Below are 18246 nucleotides of genomic sequence, written 5' to 3' on the forward strand. Positions count from 1 at the left end.
CTGGGCAGTTAAGGTGGCGCAGAGTCATTCTGATGTGAACTTGGCATCTTTAACAAAAACAGAGCTTGAGTTGCGTTCACGATTACTGGAGTGGATAAGCCAAGACAACGAGCGGGTGAGGGCGCTTGATATTGTTCAACGGTGCGCCAAACAATATCCCATACCACAGTGGTGTATTGCGGCTGGATTTGTGCGTAATTTGGTATGGGATCGTTTACACGGATTTGAGTTGAGCCCGCTTAACGATATTGATCTGATTTATTTTTGCCCCTTAGATATTCGCCCTGAGCGAGATGCTGCGATTGAAGCTTACCTTAAACAATTGGCGCCCGATTTACCTTGGTCGGTGAAAAATCAAGCGCGTATGCACTTAAAAAATCAAGACCCTGCTTATACTTCCTGTGCCGATGCTATGACCTATTGGCCTGAGTTTGAAACTGCTATTGGTATTTATGTCTCTGATGTTGGCGAGTACGACAAAAATACTCAGGTTACTGCTGAGCAGTCCTTATCCAGCCAGTGTGCAACATCTTATGAATTGGTGGCACCTTTTGGTCTTTATGCACTGTTTAATCTTACCTTGCGTGCAAACCCTCGACGTAGCTTACTGATATTTGAGCAAAGAGTGTCTGCAAAGGGCTGGTTACGTCAATATCCTTTACTCAAACTAATGAGTTAACTTTCGATAGCATAACCTACCGATAGCGTAACCTACGCTGTCGTTATCTAACTTGGCTCTCTCACCGCTCTACTCGTTAACTATCCGCTAAATCCCATCGCCAATTAGCTCAATATTCTGCGAACGCACGTAGCTGAAATGTTAACGACACTTAAGCGAACTACAACTAAAGATGTACATTTGTATTTACGCATATATGCGCTAACTCACGATAATTAAAGGAGTATTGTCGATAAATGTTTAGGTTTTGTGAGCGGTATCTCGCTGCAAATACTCCTAAGTAGGTATTGGTGCGCGCATTTGATTTGGATCAATAAAGCCACGTCATTTCTCTGGCAGTGTGAGCTCAAATCGTTATGGATGTAATCACAAACAATCATTTATGTTATATACATGGAGTATGATGATGCGTAAAAATACTGTATCTGCTGTAGTCGCTGCCTCTCTTCTCGCTATTGGTTTTTCAGCTTCGGTATCGGCTCACCAAGCGGGCGATATTATTGTTCGTGCGGGGGGGGCTGTGGTGGCACCGAATGAGTCGAGCCAAGATGTCGCTGGAAACGGTGAGTTTATTATTAACAACAATACTCAATTAGGGCTCAACTTCGGCTATATGCTGACTGATAACCTGGGCATCGAATTATTAGCGGCAACGCCTTTTAGCCATGATGTTTCTTTAAAGGGCGTAGGAAAAATTGCTGACACTAAGCAACTGCCTCCTACATTAGTGGCTCAGTACTATTTTGGTGATGCTCAATCTGCTCTACGCCCTTACATTGGCGTTGGTGTTAATTACACTAACTTTTATGATAGTGAATTCACCAATGACTTAAACGGCGCTTTAACGGATCTTAGCTTGAGTAATTCTTGGGGTGTTGCTGGGCAGGTTGGCTTAGATTATCAATTAAGTAAAAATTGGTTAGTTAACGCATCAGTGTGGTATATGCAAATTAGTACCGACGTGAAGTTTAATTTAGCAGAGGCTCCAGTGAAGATTGAAACCGATATCGACCCTTGGGTGTATATGGTAAGCGTAGGTTACACTTTCTAATCTATTGAGTAGATAAGCGTAAAAAAGGAGCCTTGGGCTCCTTTTTCGTTTTGCACTTTTAACACGATATTTGTCGGCTTACTATTTTGGTTTTTTAGCCTTCCAGTGGCGCGTGTTGTAGATAAACTCGGGTAATAACACGGTAAGCCAAGCAACAAGGCGCCAGCGTTTAGTCACATAAACGCGGCGTTTACCTTGTTTCATCGCCTTGATAATTTGCGCTGCGACCTGTGGTAATGGCGCAAGCCACATTGCACTTTGCTGCATTGCGGCTTTATCAAGTAAACCGAGTTGAATATCGGTAATAGTAATTGGTAACTTGAGGCGCTGTGCATGCATGCTTAGGCCCTCAAGATAATTCTGTCCAAATGCCTTTGAGGCATGGTAAGCCACGCTTGGCCCACCGCGTAGACCCGCTATCGAGTTTATTGCCGCCAGTTGTCCATAACCTTGCTCGCGAAATAGTCTAAATGCCGTATTACAGATAGCGGCAAAGCCTCGCACATTGACATCGATAATATCTTGCTCAGGTAACCAAGGCAGCTCAGGATCATAGCTATTGAGACCAGTATTGACTAAGACTAAGTGCGCGCCGCCAAGTCTCTGCCAGACGAATTCGAGTTGATTAATAATTGCTTGAGGCTGTTCAATTTGAAGTGCAAATACTTGTACTTTTGTTGGCAAGGATAGGGCAAAATCGTGAAGTGATTCTGGATCTTGGGCGAATAAGGCTAATTCAACCTGTTGATCTGCCAATTGCTTTGCAAGTTCACGACTTAATTGTGAGCTAGCTCCCACAATGATTGCAGTTGCTTGAGTCATAGGTTTTTCGACAACGAAATGGTGGCTTATGATAGAAAGATATACGCGGCAAGACAAGATTTATAGCTCGGGCGTATGGACATCTAGAAGTCTTTATGTATGATTAGGAGAAATAAAATGAACACAGGATTGCGTTTAAGTGCGTTGAGATTAACAGCCTTAGTATTAATGGCCGTCATGGGGGTGTTATCTGGTTGTGCAACGCCCAATGCTCTCGTTGAGATTAAGGGCCAGGCCTTATATCGCGAACGCATTGCACTGCCTGCCGATGCCAAGGTTATAGTGCAACTGCTTGATGTTTCAAAAATGGATGTGCCAGCCATAGTGATGGCTGAACGTGTGCAACAAGGGGCTGCGATTCCCGCGCCATTTAGTTTTGCGATGGGCAGTGATCAATTTCAACCTGGTCACAGTTATGCTATAGGTGCACGGATAATGCTCGGTGATAAGTTATTGTTTATTAACACCCATGCTTATCCTATTGACCTCAACGCCACTGAACCTATGACCATACTGCTGGAAAAAGTCGGTGATTAATTAGCTCACTAAAGGTGAGCTAACATACGCGCCGAATCCGTTGATATTTACGAACAGAAGAGGCGCTGTATGCCGGTTAGAATTCCAGACCATCTGCCCGCGGCAGGGGTATTAGAGTCCGAAAACATTTTTGTGATGTCCGAAACTCGGGCGGCTAATCAAGATATCAGACCGATGAAGGTGCTGATGTTGAACTTGATGCCGAACAAAATCGAGACCGAAACCCAGTTATTGCGTTTACTGGGAAATACGCCACTGCAAGTCGATGTTGATTTACTGCGTATTCATGATAAAGAGTCCAAACATACCTCGATTGATCACATGAATACCTTTTATCGTGATTTTGAAGACGTGCGCCACAAAAACTATGACGGGTTGATCATTACGGGCGCGCCGCTGGGGCAAATTGATTTTGAAGACGTGGTCTACTGGGATCATATACGTGAAATTATTGACTGGTCGCAAGAGCATGTCACCTCAGTGCTGTTTTTATGTTGGGCAGCCCATGCGGGTTTGTATCATCTCTATGGTTTAAATCGACAAATTTTGCCACAGAAGCGTTCAGGCGTATTTGTACATCGTCGTACTTGTCAGCATTTTCCATTGCTACGCGGTTTTGATGATGAGTTTTTTGCGCCCCATTCCCGTTTTGCTGAAATGAATCTTGAAGACATTAAACAACATCCGCAGCTGCAAGTATTAGCTGAATCCGATGAGGCAGGGGCTTATTTAGTATTAAGCCGTAATAACCGCAACTTGTTTGTGATGGGTCATCCTGAGTATCAAAAATCGACGTTAAATGATGAGTATCATCGAGACTTAGCCCAAAACTTAAATCCCGATGTACCACAAAACTATTATCGCAATGACAATCCTGAAGCTGAGGCGATTGCTCGTTGGCATAGCCACGGCAGTTTACTGGTGAGTAATTGGCTTAACTATTACGTCTACCAGTTAACCCCCTATGACTTAAACGATATGACGGCGATGACCCCGTGGGAATCGCGTTAAATCATTATGCATCAGACTAAATTTGTCAGGCTATTGCGCTGAGTGCTTTAGTCCTCCTTCGGGATTAATGCACTCAGCTTGTTGTGGTTTATTGCTAATGGTTAATCTTATAACTAATGCGAGCCTAGATATCATCTACTGAAAGTCATGGTGCTAAGTAAGGTTATTTCTGCTGCATAATGGCGGGTGAGTTTGATGGTTTTTTGTCATTAATTTTGAATTTTAACGCTTTTTAGTCCAAACGGATTAGCCATTACTGCGCATACTTTTATAGCTAAGTCATCATTCTTACTACTTTATCGATACTTGTCCTTTCTTATTCTTAATCCCACTTTACTGTAAATTCTTACTGACATTTTCACCTGATAAAATCTGCATATTAGACCAAGGAATACTTGCTTTACGTTAGCGTAAACGTCAGAGTGGTTTTATTGTGATTATTTTATTCGCTATGAGCATGTTTTGACGTGCTTGGCATTATCGGTTGGAGTTTCAATGAGTACTGAACAGTTAAATCAAGATATCGTCATCGTTGCCGCAAAACGCACCCCAATGGGTGGGTTTCAAGGTAGTTTATCATCCGTTGCATCCCCCATATTAGCCGCGACTGCTATTAAAGGCTTGTTAGCAGATACGCAATTGGCGGGTGAACATGTTGATGAGGTCTTGATGGGCTGCGTATTACCCGCAGGTTTGGGCCAAGCACCCGCGCGTCAAGCGACTTTAGGCGCAGGTTTGCCTTTGTCTGTTGGCGCAACAACAGTGAATAAAGTTTGTGGTTCAGGCATGAAAACGGTGATGTTAGCTCACGATTTAATTAAAGCAGGCAGCGCAAAAGTAGTAATTGCTGGTGGCATGGAGAGTATGAGCCAAGCACCGTATTTGCTGGATAAAGCCCGCGGCGGCATGCGTATGGGCCATGGTAAAGTGCTTGATCATATGTTTTTAGATGGGTTAGAAGATGCCTACACCGGTGGTGCTATGGGCACCTTTGCCCAGAAAACTGCCGATGAATTTGGCATCACCCGCGAGCAGATGGACGCTTTTGCTCTCAGTTCGTTAGAAAAAGCCAATGCTGCTATTAACTCTGGAGCCTTTAAAGCCGAAATTTCGCCAGTTACCATCAGTGATCGTCGTGGTGATGTGACTATTGATACCGACGAACAGCCCGGTAATGCTCGTCCTGAAAAAATCCCTACGTTGCGCCCAGCTTTTACTCAAGATGGCACCATTACCGCAGCAAACTCTAGCTCAATTTCCGATGGTGCGGCGGCGCTTATGTTGACCTCGCGCGGCGAAGCTGAGCGTTTAGGTTTAACTGTGTTAGCTACCATTAAAGGCCACACCACGCACGCTCAAGAGCCTGCACTCTTTACCACTGCGCCCGTTGGCGCAATGACAAAATTACTGGCTAATGTCGGCTGGTCAAAGGATGACGTTGATTTATTTGAAATTAATGAAGCCTTCGCGATGGTGACTATGCTCGCCGTATCTGAATTAGGCTTAGATAACGCTAAAGTTAACGTTAATGGCGGCGCCTGCGCCTTAGGTCATCCGATTGGTTGCTCGGGCTCACGTTTGTTGGTGACCTTAATCTATGCATTAAAAGCCCGCGGCCTTAAGCGCGGCGTGGCTTCGTTATGTATTGGCGGCGGCGAAGCAACTGCGATGGCCATCGAAATATAAGTTATCGTTTTAAATCAAAAAGACGGCTGGCAAGGGCAATCACTTCCCTTGAGGATAATTATAATATCGCACCGCCAGCTCATCACTCTACAAAGAAAGGATTGCAACATGACCATACAAGTAAAGCATTACATTGACGGTGAGTTTACCCATGGTACGGGTACATCACAGATTACAGTCACTAATCCGGCAAATAATCAGCCTATCGCAGTAATCAATGCGGCCACAAGCGCTGAAGTCCATGCGGCTATTGCGAGTGCTAAAGCGGCATTTAAAACCTGGAAAGAAGTGCCGGTGTCTGAGCGTGCGCGAGTCATGTTGCGTTATCAGCATTTATTAAAAGAACACCACGATGAGCTGGCGACCATTCTTGCAAAGGAAACCGGTAAAACCTTTGAAGATGCTAAGGGCGACGTGTGGCGCGGTATTGAAGTGGTAGAACACGCTTGTAACGTGGCGTCATTATTGATGGGCGAAACCGTTGAAAACGTCGCGCGCTCAATCGATACCTACAGCTACACTCAGCCGCTGGGCGTGTGTGCGGGTATTACGCCGTTTAACTTCCCTGCAATGATCCCGTTATGGATGTTCCCATTAGCGATTGCCTGCGGTAATACCTTTATTTTAAAACCGTCAGAACAAGATCCAATGACGCCGCAGCGTTTAGTTGAGCTGTTTGTTGAAGCTGGTGCGCCTAAGGGCGTATTACAGTTAGTGCATGGCGACAAAACAGCGGTTGATATTTTACTTGCCGACCCAGCCATTAAAGCCATTTCTTTCGTCGGGTCAGTCGCTGTTGGACAATATATTTATAAAACCGGTACCGATAACTTAAAACGTGTACAGGCGTTTGCGGGCGCGAAAAACCACTGCGTTATTATGCCTGATGCTAACAAACAGCAAGTGATTAACAATTTAGTTGGCGCTTCTGTCGGCGCGGCGGGTCAGCGTTGTATGGCGCTATCGGTAGCGATATTTGTCGGTGCGGCTAAAGAGTGGATCCCAGAACTTAAAGATGCGCTAGCTAAGGTTCGCCCAGGTTTATGGGATGACAAAGAAGCCGGCTATGGTCCTGTTATTAGCCCAGCTGCCAAAGCGCGTGTGCTTAAGCTGATTGCTCAAGGTAAAGAAGAGGGGGCAGAGTGCGTGCTTGACGGCAGTCATTTTACGGTTAAAGGCTATGAAGAGGGGAACTGGGTTGGCCCAACCATGTTCACTAAAGTCACAACCGACATGAGCATCTACAAAGAAGAAATCTTCGGCCCAGTATTATGTTGTATGGAATCGGACTCTTTAGATGAAGCCATTGAGCTAGTTAATGCAAGTCCCTACGGTAACGGCACCTCTATTTTTACTGCCAGCGGTGCTGCGGCGCGCAAATATCAGCATGAAGTGGAAGTAGGCCAAGTGGGGATTAACGTGCCGATTCCAGTGCCATTACCCTTCTTCTCATTCACTGGTTGGAAGGGCAGTTTCTATGGCGATCAACATGCTTATGGTAAGCAAGCGGTGCGTTTTTATACTGAGACTAAGACCATTACTTCCCGTTGGTATGAGTCTGATATTGCCATCGCTACCGCACCCAATATGAGTATTAACTTACGTTAAAAATAGATGTAGAAACATTACATTAGCGGTTGTTTATTCAACTCTCTTACTGACTAGACGGCGCCCTTAAGGCGCCAGTCTATTAAATAAAATAAGTGGCCACAGAGTCATAGGAGAACCAAATGGACTTTAATTTCAACGATGACCAACGTCAATTTGCTGAACTTGCGCGCCAGTTTGCCGCAGAAGAGTTAACCCCGTTTGCTGCCAAATGGGATGAAGAACATCATTTTCCGAAAGATGTGATCCAAAAAGCCGGCGAACTCGGTTTTTGCTCGCTCTATTCGCCTGAATCTGAAGGCGGTATGGGATTATCGCGCCTCGATGCGTCGATTATTTTTGAAGAGCTCGCCAAAGGCTGCACGGCGACGACTGCCATGCTGACCATTCACAATATGGCCACTTGGATGGTGACGACTTGGGGGACTGCAACCCTGCGTCAGACATGGTCTGAACCGTTGACCACAGGGCAAATGTTAGCGTCATATTGCTTGACTGAGCCGGGCGCAGGATCGGACGCCGCCTCATTACAAACTAAAGCTGTGCGTGACGGTGATGAATATGTGATTTCTGGCTCTAAAGTGTTTATCTCTGGAGCAGGCGCCACAGAGTTACTCGTGGTGATGTGTCGCACAGGACAAGCGGGGCCAAAGGGAATATCTGCCATTGCCATTCCAGCCGACGCCGCAGGCGTTATTTATGGTAAAGCAGAAGATAAAATGGGTTGGAATGCCCAGCCTACGCGCCAAATTACCTTTGAAAACGTGCGCGTACCAGTGGCTAATTTACTTGGCGAAGAAGGCCAAGGCTTTACCTTTGCAATGAAAGGCTTAGATGGCGGTCGCATTAATATTGCAACCTGTTCAGTGGGCACAGCGCAAGCTGCACTAGAGCGTGCTACTCAATATATGAATGAGCGCCAGCAATTCGGTAAGCCGTTAGCAGCTTTCCAAGCCTTGCAATTCAAGCTCGCCGATATGGCCACTGAACTAGTTGCAGCGCGCCAAATTGTGCGTCTTGCTGCTTTTAAATTAGATAGTGGCGATCCAGAAGCCACGGCTTATTGCGCCATGGCGAAACGTTTTGCCACCGATGTGGGTTTTCAGGTTTGCGATGCAGCGCTGCAAATTCATGGCGGATATGGTTATATAAGGGAGTACCCACTAGAACGTCATTTCCGTGATGTGCGTGTACACCAGATTTTAGAAGGCACCAACGAAATTATGCGCTTGATTATCGCCCGTCGTTTACTCGATGAAAATGCAGGGCAAATTCTGTAAATAAGCTCGCAAGATGCATGGGTTACCGGTAGGCGATAACATAAAAGGAGTCTAAACAGATGGAATATTTAGTTGAACGCATCGAAGGCCATACGGCCATACTGACGATGAATAATCCACCGGCAAACACTTGGACCGCTGAGAGTTTGCAGGCGCTTAAAGCCAAAGTGCTGGCGCTCAATGCCAATAAAGACATTTATGCTTTAGTGTTAACAGGGCAAGGGCAAAAGTTCTTTTCTGCTGGTGCTGACTTAAAGCTATTTAGCGACGGAAATAAAGACAATGCCGCGGCTATGGCTAAGCATTTTGGTGAAGCCTTTGAAACCTTAAGTCAATTTCGCGGTGTGTCGATTGCAGCCATTAACGGTTACGCCATGGGCGGCGGCTTAGAAGTGGCATTGGCTTGCGATATTCGTATCGCTGAAACCCAAGCTGTTATGGCATTACCTGAGGCGACCGTTGGCTTATTACCCTGTGCGGGCGGTACCCAAAATTTGACCGCATTAGTCGGTGAAGGTTGGGCTAAGCGGATGATTTTATGCGGTGAGCGTATTGATGCGACCAAAGCATTGGGTTTACGTTTAGTCGAAGAAGTAGTCGAAACTGGCGAGGCACTTAATGCTGCGATAGCGTTAGCCGCTAAAGTGGCTAATCAAAGCCCAAGCAGCGTAACAGCGTGCAAGACACTGATTCAAGCCGGTCGTACTATGCCACGCAATCAAGCGTTGCCAATTGAACGTGAATTATTTGTCGGGTTATTTGATACCGAAGATCAGGCCGAAGGCGTAAACGCGTTTTTGGGTAAACGTAAAGCTGATTGGAAGAACCGCTAATGACTAATGTAGTAGATAACGCATCAAGCAGTGCCGCACATCCGGCCACGACCACGCAAAACGTGGTGTTCCAAACCTTAGCCACCGCCTCAGGCAAGTTGGTTGGGGTGGTCACACTCAATGTAGAGAAAGCCCTCAACGCCTTAGATTTAGACATGGTGCGCGCAATGACGGCGCAGCTTAGTCTGTGGAAGAAAGACGCGCTTATCGCCTGTATTGTGTTGGATGGTAGCGGTGAGAAGGCCTTTTGTGCTGGTGGCGATGTGCGTGCGCTATACCACGCTTCCATTGCCACTAAGGGAGAAGTGACTGAAGAAGCGAAAGTTTTTTTCGAGGAGGAATATCGCCTCGATTATCTACTACATACCTATGGCAAACCCGTATTGGTGTGGGGCGATGGCATTGTGATGGGTGGCGGACTCGGTTTGATGGCCGGAGGCAGCCACAGAGTTGTTACTGAAACATCGCGGATTGCTATGCCTGAAGTGTCGATTGGGCTCTATCCCGATGTGGGCGGCAGTTATTTTCTTAACCGCATGCCAGGTAAAATGGGGCTATTTTTAGGGCTCACCGCCTATAACATGAAGGCTGCCGATGCCTGTTATGTTGGCCTTGCAGATCATTATTTGAATCGTGACGACAAAGAGCTAATGTTTGATGCCATGGCAACCTTAGATTGGAGCGATACACCGGCGCTCAACCATCAACGTTTAGACAGCATGATCAATGAGTTATCTAATCAAGTCGATATTCCTAAGGGCGATAGCATATTGGCTGACAGCCAAGACATTATCGATAGACTCATGGCGGGCAGTTTAGCGGATATCGTCACGCGAATGTCGACTCTGGTATCTGATGATACTTGGTTAATGAAGGCGAGAGATACTTTCCTTGCGGGCAGCCCTATTAGCTGGCATTTGGCTTATAGCCAAGCGCAACTTGGCACTAAGTTAAGCCTAGCCCAGTGTTTTAAATGGGAATTAACCGCCAGCGTCAATGTGTGTGCTCACGGTGATTTCTGTGAAGGCGTGCGGGCATTGTTGATAGATAAAGACAAGCAACCCCAGTGGCGCTTTAAGGATGTTGATTCTGTGCCTGCCGCCGTCATTGAGCAAATATTAACGTCACCGTGGGGCGAGTCGCATCCCTTCAATCAATTAAGCTAAGCGTTGAATTGATTTAATAGCTGAGTTTATACAAATTAAACTCAGCCATGCGCGTTTTACTCTGTGGTAGTGACAACATTACCACCATATAAAAAAGAACAGCACACAGGAGTGTCAGCATGAGTACAGTCGCATTTATCGGTCTTGGCAATATGGGCGGCCCAATGGCGGCCAATTTATTAAAAGCGGGCATGACCGTTCGTGTATTCGATTTAGTCCCCGAAGCGATGAAAAGTCTTGCTGACCAAGGGGCTTTTGTATCGAGTACGGCTTGCGGTGCTGCAGCGGGCGCAAGCGTAGTAATCACTATGTTACCTGCGGGTAAGCATGTGAAAAATTTATATTTAGGCAATGGTTCAGACAAAGGTCTGCTTGACGTGGTTGCTGGCGATACTTTACTGATCGATTGCTCCACCATCGATGCGCAAAGTGCGCAATTAGTCGCGGCTGAGGCGGCAAAAAGTGGTATCGAATTTATGGATGCGCCGGTTTCTGGCGGCACAGCAGGTGCAGCAGCTGGCAGTTTAACTTTCATTTGTGGCGGCTCCGAGGCGGCGTTTGAGCGCGCGCAGCCCGTATTAAAAGCCATGGGGATGAATATATTCCATGCCGGCGGTGCGGGTGCGGGTCAAGTCGCTAAAATTTGCAATAACATGCTGTTATCCGTGTTGATGGTTGGCACGTCTGAAGCGTTGCAAATGGGCGTTGACCATGGTCTGGATCCTAAGGTGTTATCGGACATCATGAAGGTCAGTAGTGGTGGTAATTGGACGTTAGAGAAGTACAATCCCTGCCCAGGTGTGATGGAAACGGTACCTTCTTCTAAGGGCTATGAGGGCGGCTTTATGGTAGATTTGATGGTTAAAGATCTCGGTCTATCGCAAGAAGCGGCATTACTGAGCAATTCTAGTACGCCAATGGGCGCCTTAGCCCGCAGCTTGTATGTTAATCATGCAAGACAAGGTAATGGTCGTCGAGATTTCTCCAGTATTTTTGAACAATTTGCACCACTTAAAAAATAAACATTAGAACAAGGGATAACCAGATGGATTTAAAAGATAAGGTTGTCGTCATTACTGGCGGCGCGGGTGGTTTAGGCCTAGCAATGGCACAAAATTTTGCACAGGCAGGCGCTAAAATAGCACTTATCGATGTGGATCAAGACAAACTCGAGCGAGCTTGTGCTGAGCTAGGTTCAGACACTGAAGTCCAAGGTTATGCCTTAGATATTACTGATGAAGAAGATGTGGTTGCAGGGTTCGCCTATATTTTAGAAGACTTTGGCCAAGTTAACGTACTGGTCAATAATGCCGGGATTTTACGTGATGGTATGTTGGTCAAAGCCAAAGACGGTAAAGTCACTGACCGTATGTCACTGGAGCAGTTCCAATCGGTTATCAATGTTAATTTGACGGGCAGTTTCTTGTGTGGTCGTGAAGCCGCCGCCGCAATGATTGAATCCGGCCAAGCAGGGGTAATAGTGAATATCTCTAGCTTAGCTAAAGCGGGTAATATGGGGCAATCAAACTATGCGGCCTCTAAAGCGGGCGTTGCGGCTATGTCGGTTGGCTGGGCAAAAGAGCTGGCACGTCACAATATTCGTAGCGCTGCCGTTGCGCCAGGCGTGATTGCAACCGAAATGACCGCTGCGATGAAACCCGAAGCGTTAGAGCGTTTAGAGAAGTTAATCCCCGTTGGTCGCCTTGGTCATGCTGAAGAAATCGCTTCAACCGTGCGTTTTATTATTGAAAACGATTATGTGAATGGTCGTGTATTTGAAATTGATGGCGGTATTCGCCTGTAAGCATATTGATGATTCATATCTCATCGAGATGAATAAAAACCGAGCCTAAGCTCGGTTTTTTATGTGTAAAGCCAAGATAATAGTGACTATCGCAGCGGGTTGTTCCCTGTTGTTAGAGTTGACATTTACTGGTTAACCTTAAACAATCGCCATCCACTTTTTACACCATACAATAAACTAGTTTATTGTATGTAATGGAGCTTAACATCCGCATGTCTTGGCAGCATAAAGCCCTCTGGCTTGAGAAGATAACGAAACGCATGATGCTGATTGTCGGTATTTTAGGGCTTATTGTGATTTATTGTGGGTTCTTTTTTTTGCTTTTCAGTGGCCGTTCTGTGGCAGTCATTCCTTGGTTTTTCCTACTCTCACCTTGGATATGCATTTATTTTGGTTTGACTCAGACACAGCAAGCGCAAGTCGTGCATTGGTTTTTTAAAAAATGTAAAAATCCATTTAAAAAATAATCTGTTTTTGCACGTTTATATTTTTTGTTTCGGTTTGCGCTGTAAGCAAACATTGGAGAGAAACAATGGGGTTATATCGATACTTATACCTCTTGGCTGGCTTGTTATGTTTGAGCGGATGCGAGCCTTCTAATGAGCAGGTGTCACGCCCTAGTGATAATGACACGCCGATCATCGCCCCTTATGGCAGCTGGGCTTCTCCTTTATCGGCGGCGAATGTATTTCAACAGTCCGATAGCGTGATTGAATTGCAAAGCGTGGCAGGCACGCTGTATTTTGCAGAATCCAATGGCGAACAGCAGGGGCAAGTTGGCATTAAGCAGCTCAATAAGCAAGGTAATATCATTGAGGTGGTGCCTTCGAGTTTTAATGTTAAATCTACCGTACATGAATATGGCGGAGCCGCCTTTTTAGGCATTGGCCAGAGTTTATTTGTCACGAAGGCGAACGATCAATTATTTTATCGTTTTGCGCCTAACCAACCGTCATTAGCGTTAACCCCAAATGGTACTCGCCATGCCGACTGTGTTGCTTATCCTAAGGGTTCGCGAATTATCTGTGTGCGTGAAGATCATCGTCAAGCGGGTGAACCTAAAGCCAGTTTAGTGACCATTAACCTCAATTTTGCCAAAGAAGGTGACACGCTTGTCTCGGGCCATGATTTTATCTCAGCGCCAGCCATTTCGCCCGATAACTCGAAGCTTGCATGGATCACATGGGAACACCCCTACATGCCATGGGATAACAGCGTTCTCTGGCTTGGAGATCTTGACCGTAAAGGTCAGTTACGCAATATCCGTAAGATCAATACGCCGACAGATTCTTCTGTATCTCAACCATTATTCAGTCCAGATGGGCAACTCTATGTCGTCTCGGATATGAGCGATTGGTGGAATATCTATCGTGTTACGCCGAAAAATACCTTAGCCCCTGTACTGAGCAAAAGTGCCGAATTTGCAGTGGCTGATTGGTATTTAGGTAATCATAACTATGCCTTTGAATCCGAAAACACGATTATTGCCAGCTATATGTTGGGGAGTCAGGCGGCGTTAATTCGGTTGCATTTGGATTCTGGCTTGGTTGAATCTTTAGCCGTCGACTTTGGTGAAATAACCCAAGTTACAAAGGGGGAAGATGGCGTTTATTTTGTCGGCGCTAAGGCTACCCCTGAGAAGGGCATTTATAAAGTGATTGGCCGCGGCACAGAGTTGGTTTATAGCCCCAACTTAGCCAAGCTTGATCCTAATTTCATTTCACGGGCGAAAAACATTACCTTTGAAACCGGTAATCATCAGCAAGCCTACGGTTATTTTTATGGGCCCGTTAACCCCAATTATATCGCCCCCCATGATACTCGACCGCCATTAATTGTGATGTTGCACGGCGGCCCGACTGCGCGCGCGAGTCTGGCTTATCGTAGTGACATCCAGTTCTGGACTAGCCGTGGTTTTGCGGTACTTGATGTTAATTTTCGTGGAAGTAGTGGTTTTGGCCGTGCCTATCGCCAAAGTATCTATGGAAAGTGGGGCCAAGCCGACGTGGAGGATGTCATCAATGCGGCTCAATATGTGGTCGCTAAAGGTTGGGTCGATGCGCAAAAGTTAGCGATTCGCGGTATTAGCGCGGGGGGGCTAACGGTTATGTCGTCTTTAGCCTTTTACGATGTATTTCAAGCGGGCGTGAGTTACGCAGGGATCAGTGATTTTGAGCAGCTTGTTAATAATACTCATAAGTTTGAGACTGGCTATTTAGATCAACTTATCGGTCCCTATGCTGAGAATAAAGCGCGTTATCGAGAGCGATCGCCTTTTTATCATCTTGAGGGATTAAACGAACCTTTACTTATTATTCAAGGTTTGAGGGGGCAAATTGTACCGTCACAACAATCGCAACAAATTTATGCCGCCTTAAAAGCCAAAGGGGTGCCGACAGCCTATATAAGTTATGAAGACCAGACGCATGATGGCTGGACACCCGAGCATAAAGCGGCGAGTTTAGACACTGAATTGGCATTTTATGGCCAAGTGTTTCATTTTACGCCTGCGGGTACATTACCTAGTTTGCTGCTTGATAATGCTGCGGCGTTAAAGCCAAGCAGTGTCAGTCATCAATAACCCAGAATTGCAGTGGTTGATACTGGCCGTTGTTATTCTGCGGGGCTTTTATGGCAACACGAAGAGGTTATATCTTGTAAGCTCTCTTCCTTTTGTGGCGTATGACTTAGGCTATCAATAATGGCGCAGTGGGGTTGTTCGCCACCTTGGCATTGGGTCACCATATGTTGTAATTGCGCCCTAAGTTGCTGCAACTTGCTAATTTGCTGCTCGACATAAGCAAGATGAGTACGGGTAAGCTGTTTTACATCTTCTGCATTACGACTTTCGTTGCCCTTAAGACCCAGTAATGACTTGCAATCCTCTAAGCTAAAACCTAAGTCGCGGCATTGGTGCACAAACTTAAGGGCCTCAATATCTGAATGGCGATAAACCCGATAGCCTGCCTGATTTCGCTCGGCGCAGACTAAACCAATATCATGATAATAACGGATACTTTTAACGCTTAAGCCCGTTTGTTTTGCCACTTCACCTATCTTCATTTCTACCTCGATTTTAACTATGACTACGGCCATGACGTTAAGCACTAGGATGGGCTAACACAGCGTTTTACTGATCTTTTGATGGTAAATTGTTAGTGCTGTCACATTCGGCCAACTTAAGCTTGACTCTCCCTTAATGGGAGACTTTATCTTAAGCCTATCGCGTAAAAGTTCAACTAAGGAATATTTTATGGCTCAGATCAGGCTCTATGTTGCCAATATGAATTGTGCAGGTTGCGTTGCTAAAATTGAAAAAGCACTTGCCGCTCAAGAGGGCGTCGAGGCGCGCGTTAACCTCGCGGATAAACAAGTGACGGTAGACGGCAACATGAATGTTGATACCGCGTTAGCTGTGATGGCTAATGCGGGATTTCCTGCACAGGTGGTGGTTGATGCTAAGGCCGCCGCCGAAGAAAAACGCATCGCAGATGCCGCTGAGTATCGGTTGCGAATGCGCCAAGCGATAGCGGCGCTCGCTGTCGGTATGCCTATGATGTTATGGGGGTTACTGGGCGGTGAAATGATGATCAATAGCCCGAGTATGCAACTTGGCTGGGGCATAATGGGACTGGTAACGTTGGCTTTACTGGTGACGACGGGTGGGCATTTTTATCAAGGTATGTGGCGGGCACTCAAAGCCAAAACGACTAATATGGACACCCTAATCGTGCTCGGTACCACTACGGCATGGGCGTATTCTATGCTGGTGGTGATTATGCCAAGTGCTTTTCCCATCGAGACTCGCCATGTGTATTTTGAAGCCAGCGTGATGATTTTAGGATTGATTAACTTAGGCCACGGATTTGAGCTCAAAGCGCGCGGCAAAACGAGCGAGGCAGTACAGAGATTACTCGGATTACAATCGACTACGGCTATCCGTATCAGCGACAAAGGCGATGAACAGGTTGAAATAAGTCAGCTTAAACTTGGCGATAAGTTGCGCTTACGTCCTGGGGATAGAGTGGCGCTCGATGGCGTTGTTGAAACTGGGCAATCCCTATTAGATGAAGCCATGTTGACGGGCGAGCCTATTCCCGTGCTTAAAAATCGCGGAGATAACTTGAGTGCAGGTACAGTAAATGGGAACGGCAGCTTAGTTTATCGAGTAACAGCTGGCCAGCAGGATACTAGACTTGCCAAAATTATTGCGCTGGTACAACAGGCGCAAACCTCTAAGTTACCCATAGGTCGGTTGGCCGATAAAGTTTCAGCCGTATTTGTACCTACGGTCGTTATCATCGCCCTTCTTGCCGCCGCGATTTGGTATTTTGTGGGCCCAGCGCCAGCTTTGAGTCATGCGCTAGTGGTATTGACCAGTGTGCTGATTATTGCTTGTCCTTGTGCGCTTGGACTGGCAACCCCCATGTCGATTATGGTGGCCGTTGGCCGCGCAGCTCAAATGGGCGTCTTAGTCAAAAATGGTGAGGCGCTGCAAACAGCAAGTAAGGTCGATTGCGTTGTGCTTGATAAAACAGGCACTGTGACGTTAGGCAAACCGCAAGTGACGGACTTTACCTTAGTTCAAACACTAGATAATGCGGAACAAGCGCAATTACTCGGTGCGATTGCGAGTCTTGAACAACATTCAGAGCACCCATTGGCCAGTGCTATTGTCAATTACGCCAAGGAATCGCTATCGCAATTACCTGATACCCAAAGTTTTATTAACCATCAAGGTAAAGGTATTACTGGCGAAGTTGATAGTGTTCACTTTGCTATTGGTAATCTTGCCTTGATGACGGAATTAGACATTGTTAATCCCGATGGCAGTGCGTTAGACCCGCAAGCAACCTTGAGTTTTGCTAACCAAGGCAAAACCCCCATTTACGTTGCAAGGGCAGGTACGTTAGTGGCCACTATCGCACTGGCCGATCCAATTAAACCCGATGCAGAAGCGGCGATAGCAGCTATGTTACAAAGTGGTATTCGCGTGGTGTTATTGACCGGAGATAACCCACAAACAGCGCAAGCCGTGGCAAGCCAAGTGGGGATTAGTGAAGTGATAGCCGGTGTACTACCAGAACAAAAACAACAGCATGTGCAGGATTTGCAAAAGCAAGGGCATGTAGTTGCTATGGTAGGTGATGGCATTAACGATGCGCCAGCTTTAATGAGTGCCGATGTGGGCATCGCGATGGGCTCTGGCACTGAAGTGGCGATAGAAAGTGCGGATATGACCTTGTTATCACCACAGTTAATCGTGATTGCTCACATATTGGCACTGTCGAGGGCAACGATTACCAATATTAAACAAAACCTATTTGGCGCCTTTGTGTATAACAGTTTAGGCATTCCCATTGCTGCAGGTGTGCTTTATCCGCTAACCGGTATGTTATTGAGCCCTGTGATCGCGGGGGCGGCTATGGCGTTGTCTTCGTTAACCGTCGTGACTAACGCTAATCGCTTAAGACGACAGAAGTTATAAGCGGGCGATTAATGTTCAGTCTTGGCGTTAGCATTATTCTCGACGCCAAGCGATACTAGCCTGAGTCTTACTATAGACAACCCGAACTAAATTATTGAAAGTTAAGCTAATCGATTAAGTGTATTCAGTTGCTTAATATCGATGTTAAGCGGCAATGGCAGTATTGGCGTTAAAGGCTAATACTGCCTTGGTAGTTGATAATTTAGCCCAAACTGCTATAGTGCCACGTTTATTTTTACCCCTTCGGCATAGCGTTATTAGGTTTATGCTTATTTAAAGCG

The 18246-nt window shown here is 46.2% G+C and carries 16 protein-coding genes; 14 read left to right on the forward strand and 2 right to left on the reverse strand.

The window, feature by feature from the left end; genetic code table 11:
- Positions 1 to 13: 13 nt before the first annotated feature.
- Both C9I43_RS03980 and ompW read left to right on the forward strand, forming a co-directional pair.
- The gene (locus C9I43_RS03980) at positions 14 to 679 is read left to right on the forward strand and encodes a nucleotidyltransferase family protein (protein ID WP_107882250.1); all 666 of its coding nucleotides are present in this window, start codon (positions 14 to 16) and stop codon (positions 677 to 679) included.
- Positions 680 to 1082: 403 nt separating this feature from the next.
- Positions 1083 to 1730, forward strand: a complete 648-nt coding sequence (gene ompW, locus C9I43_RS03985) for an outer membrane protein OmpW (protein ID WP_181317906.1) — start codon at positions 1083 to 1085, stop codon at positions 1728 to 1730.
- 81 nt (positions 1731 to 1811) lie between these two features.
- Here the strand turns inward: ompW and C9I43_RS03990 are convergent, their stop codons facing one another.
- A complete protein-coding gene (locus C9I43_RS03990; RefSeq protein ID WP_107882254.1) occupies positions 1812 to 2552 on the reverse strand; it encodes an SDR family NAD(P)-dependent oxidoreductase in 741 nt (246 codons plus the stop codon).
- Between the two features lie 117 nt (positions 2553 to 2669).
- On the opposite strand from C9I43_RS03990, the gene C9I43_RS03995 reads away from it, so the two are divergent.
- The 11 genes from C9I43_RS03995 (at position 2670) to C9I43_RS04045 (ending at position 15058) form a co-directional block, all read left to right on the forward strand.
- Complete coding sequence (locus C9I43_RS03995) at positions 2670 to 3089, forward strand: YbaY family lipoprotein (RefSeq protein WP_107882256.1); 420 nt, start codon at positions 2670 to 2672, stop codon at positions 3087 to 3089.
- A 69-nt stretch (positions 3090 to 3158) separates the two neighbouring features.
- Positions 3159 to 4100 (forward strand): homoserine O-acetyltransferase MetA, encoded by a 942-nt coding sequence (gene metA, locus C9I43_RS04000; protein WP_076496752.1) that lies wholly within the window; start codon positions 3159 to 3161, stop codon positions 4098 to 4100.
- 495 nt (positions 4101 to 4595) lie between these two features.
- The gene (locus C9I43_RS04005) at positions 4596 to 5786 is read left to right on the forward strand and encodes a thiolase family protein (protein ID WP_107882258.1); all 1191 of its coding nucleotides are present in this window, start codon (positions 4596 to 4598) and stop codon (positions 5784 to 5786) included.
- Positions 5787 to 5894: 108 nt separating this feature from the next.
- The gene (locus C9I43_RS04010) at positions 5895 to 7394 is read left to right on the forward strand and encodes a CoA-acylating methylmalonate-semialdehyde dehydrogenase (protein ID WP_107882260.1); all 1500 of its coding nucleotides are present in this window, start codon (positions 5895 to 5897) and stop codon (positions 7392 to 7394) included.
- A 122-nt stretch (positions 7395 to 7516) separates the two neighbouring features.
- Positions 7517 to 8674 (forward strand): acyl-CoA dehydrogenase family protein, encoded by a 1158-nt coding sequence (locus tag C9I43_RS04015; RefSeq protein ID WP_107882262.1) that lies wholly within the window; start codon positions 7517 to 7519, stop codon positions 8672 to 8674.
- A gap of 59 nt (positions 8675 to 8733) precedes the next feature.
- Positions 8734 to 9507 (forward strand): enoyl-CoA hydratase, encoded by a 774-nt coding sequence (locus C9I43_RS04020; RefSeq protein WP_107882264.1) that lies wholly within the window; start codon positions 8734 to 8736, stop codon positions 9505 to 9507.
- A complete protein-coding gene (locus C9I43_RS04025) occupies positions 9507 to 10673 on the forward strand; it encodes an enoyl-CoA hydratase/isomerase family protein (RefSeq protein ID WP_107882266.1) in 1167 nt (388 codons plus the stop codon). The genes C9I43_RS04020 and C9I43_RS04025 overlap by 1 nt, the downstream gene beginning before the upstream one ends.
- Before the next feature lie 119 nt (positions 10674 to 10792).
- Entirely contained in the window at positions 10793 to 11695 is a 903-nt protein-coding gene (mmsB, locus tag C9I43_RS04030) for a 3-hydroxyisobutyrate dehydrogenase (RefSeq protein ID WP_107882268.1), read from the forward strand.
- 23 nt (positions 11696 to 11718) lie between these two features.
- Positions 11719 to 12477, forward strand: coding sequence for an SDR family oxidoreductase (locus C9I43_RS04035; protein WP_107882270.1), 759 nt, complete (start codon positions 11719 to 11721; stop codon positions 12475 to 12477).
- Positions 12478 to 12689: 212 nt separating this feature from the next.
- A complete protein-coding gene (locus C9I43_RS04040) occupies positions 12690 to 12944 on the forward strand; it encodes a hypothetical protein (protein WP_076496743.1) in 255 nt (84 codons plus the stop codon).
- A 65-nt stretch (positions 12945 to 13009) separates the two neighbouring features.
- Complete coding sequence (locus C9I43_RS04045; protein WP_107882272.1) at positions 13010 to 15058, forward strand: S9 family peptidase; 2049 nt, start codon at positions 13010 to 13012, stop codon at positions 15056 to 15058.
- A 32-nt stretch (positions 15059 to 15090) separates the two neighbouring features.
- On the opposite strand, the gene C9I43_RS04050 is transcribed toward C9I43_RS04045, so the two are convergent.
- Positions 15091 to 15540, reverse strand: a complete 450-nt coding sequence (locus tag C9I43_RS04050) for a MerR family DNA-binding protein (protein ID WP_107884027.1) — start codon at positions 15538 to 15540, stop codon at positions 15091 to 15093.
- 190 nt (positions 15541 to 15730) lie between these two features.
- Here C9I43_RS04050 and C9I43_RS04055 point away from each other — a divergent pair, with 190 nt between their 5' ends.
- On the forward strand, positions 15731 to 17965 hold the full coding sequence (locus C9I43_RS04055; protein WP_107882274.1) for a heavy metal translocating P-type ATPase: 2235 nt from the start codon (positions 15731 to 15733) through the stop codon (positions 17963 to 17965).
- The last annotated feature ends 281 nt before the right edge of the window (positions 17966 to 18246 follow it).

Origin of the sequence: Shewanella morhuae, from assembly GCF_003028295.1 — a bacterium.
In the GTDB taxonomy this organism is placed as follows: Bacteria; Pseudomonadota; Gammaproteobacteria; order Enterobacterales; family Shewanellaceae; genus Shewanella; species Shewanella morhuae.

What these genes read in the sequence shown, in the direction of transcription:
- C9I43_RS04010 (WP_107882260.1), top strand. Translation starts at nt 5,895, where the DNA reads ATGACCATACAAGTAAAGCATTACATTGACGGTGAGTTTACCCATGGT.
- C9I43_RS04020 (WP_107882264.1), top strand. Translation starts at nt 8,734, where the DNA reads ATGGAATATTTAGTTGAACGCATCGAAGGCCATACGGCCATACTGACG.
- C9I43_RS03990 (WP_107882254.1), bottom strand. Translation starts at nt 2,552, where the DNA reads ATGACTCAAGCAACTGCAATCATTGTGGGAGCTAGCTCACAATTAAGT.
- C9I43_RS04015 (WP_107882262.1), top strand. Translation starts at nt 7,517, where the DNA reads ATGGACTTTAATTTCAACGATGACCAACGTCAATTTGCTGAACTTGCG.
- C9I43_RS04035 (WP_107882270.1), top strand. Translation starts at nt 11,719, where the DNA reads ATGGATTTAAAAGATAAGGTTGTCGTCATTACTGGCGGCGCGGGTGGT.
- C9I43_RS04045 (WP_107882272.1), top strand. Translation starts at nt 13,010, where the DNA reads ATGGGGTTATATCGATACTTATACCTCTTGGCTGGCTTGTTATGTTTG.
- ompW (WP_181317906.1), top strand. Translation starts at nt 1,083, where the DNA reads ATGATGCGTAAAAATACTGTATCTGCTGTAGTCGCTGCCTCTCTTCTC.
- C9I43_RS04055 (WP_107882274.1), top strand. Translation starts at nt 15,731, where the DNA reads ATGGCTCAGATCAGGCTCTATGTTGCCAATATGAATTGTGCAGGTTGC.
- C9I43_RS03995 (WP_107882256.1), top strand. Translation starts at nt 2,670, where the DNA reads ATGAACACAGGATTGCGTTTAAGTGCGTTGAGATTAACAGCCTTAGTA.
- C9I43_RS04040 (WP_076496743.1), top strand. Translation starts at nt 12,690, where the DNA reads ATGTCTTGGCAGCATAAAGCCCTCTGGCTTGAGAAGATAACGAAACGC.
- mmsB (WP_107882268.1), top strand. Translation starts at nt 10,793, where the DNA reads ATGAGTACAGTCGCATTTATCGGTCTTGGCAATATGGGCGGCCCAATG.
- C9I43_RS04025 (WP_107882266.1), top strand. Translation starts at nt 9,507, where the DNA reads ATGACTAATGTAGTAGATAACGCATCAAGCAGTGCCGCACATCCGGCC.
- metA (WP_076496752.1), top strand. Translation starts at nt 3,159, where the DNA reads ATGCCGGTTAGAATTCCAGACCATCTGCCCGCGGCAGGGGTATTAGAG.
- C9I43_RS04050 (WP_107884027.1), bottom strand. Translation starts at nt 15,540, where the DNA reads ATGAAGATAGGTGAAGTGGCAAAACAAACGGGCTTAAGCGTTAAAAGT.
- C9I43_RS04005 (WP_107882258.1), top strand. Translation starts at nt 4,596, where the DNA reads ATGAGTACTGAACAGTTAAATCAAGATATCGTCATCGTTGCCGCAAAA.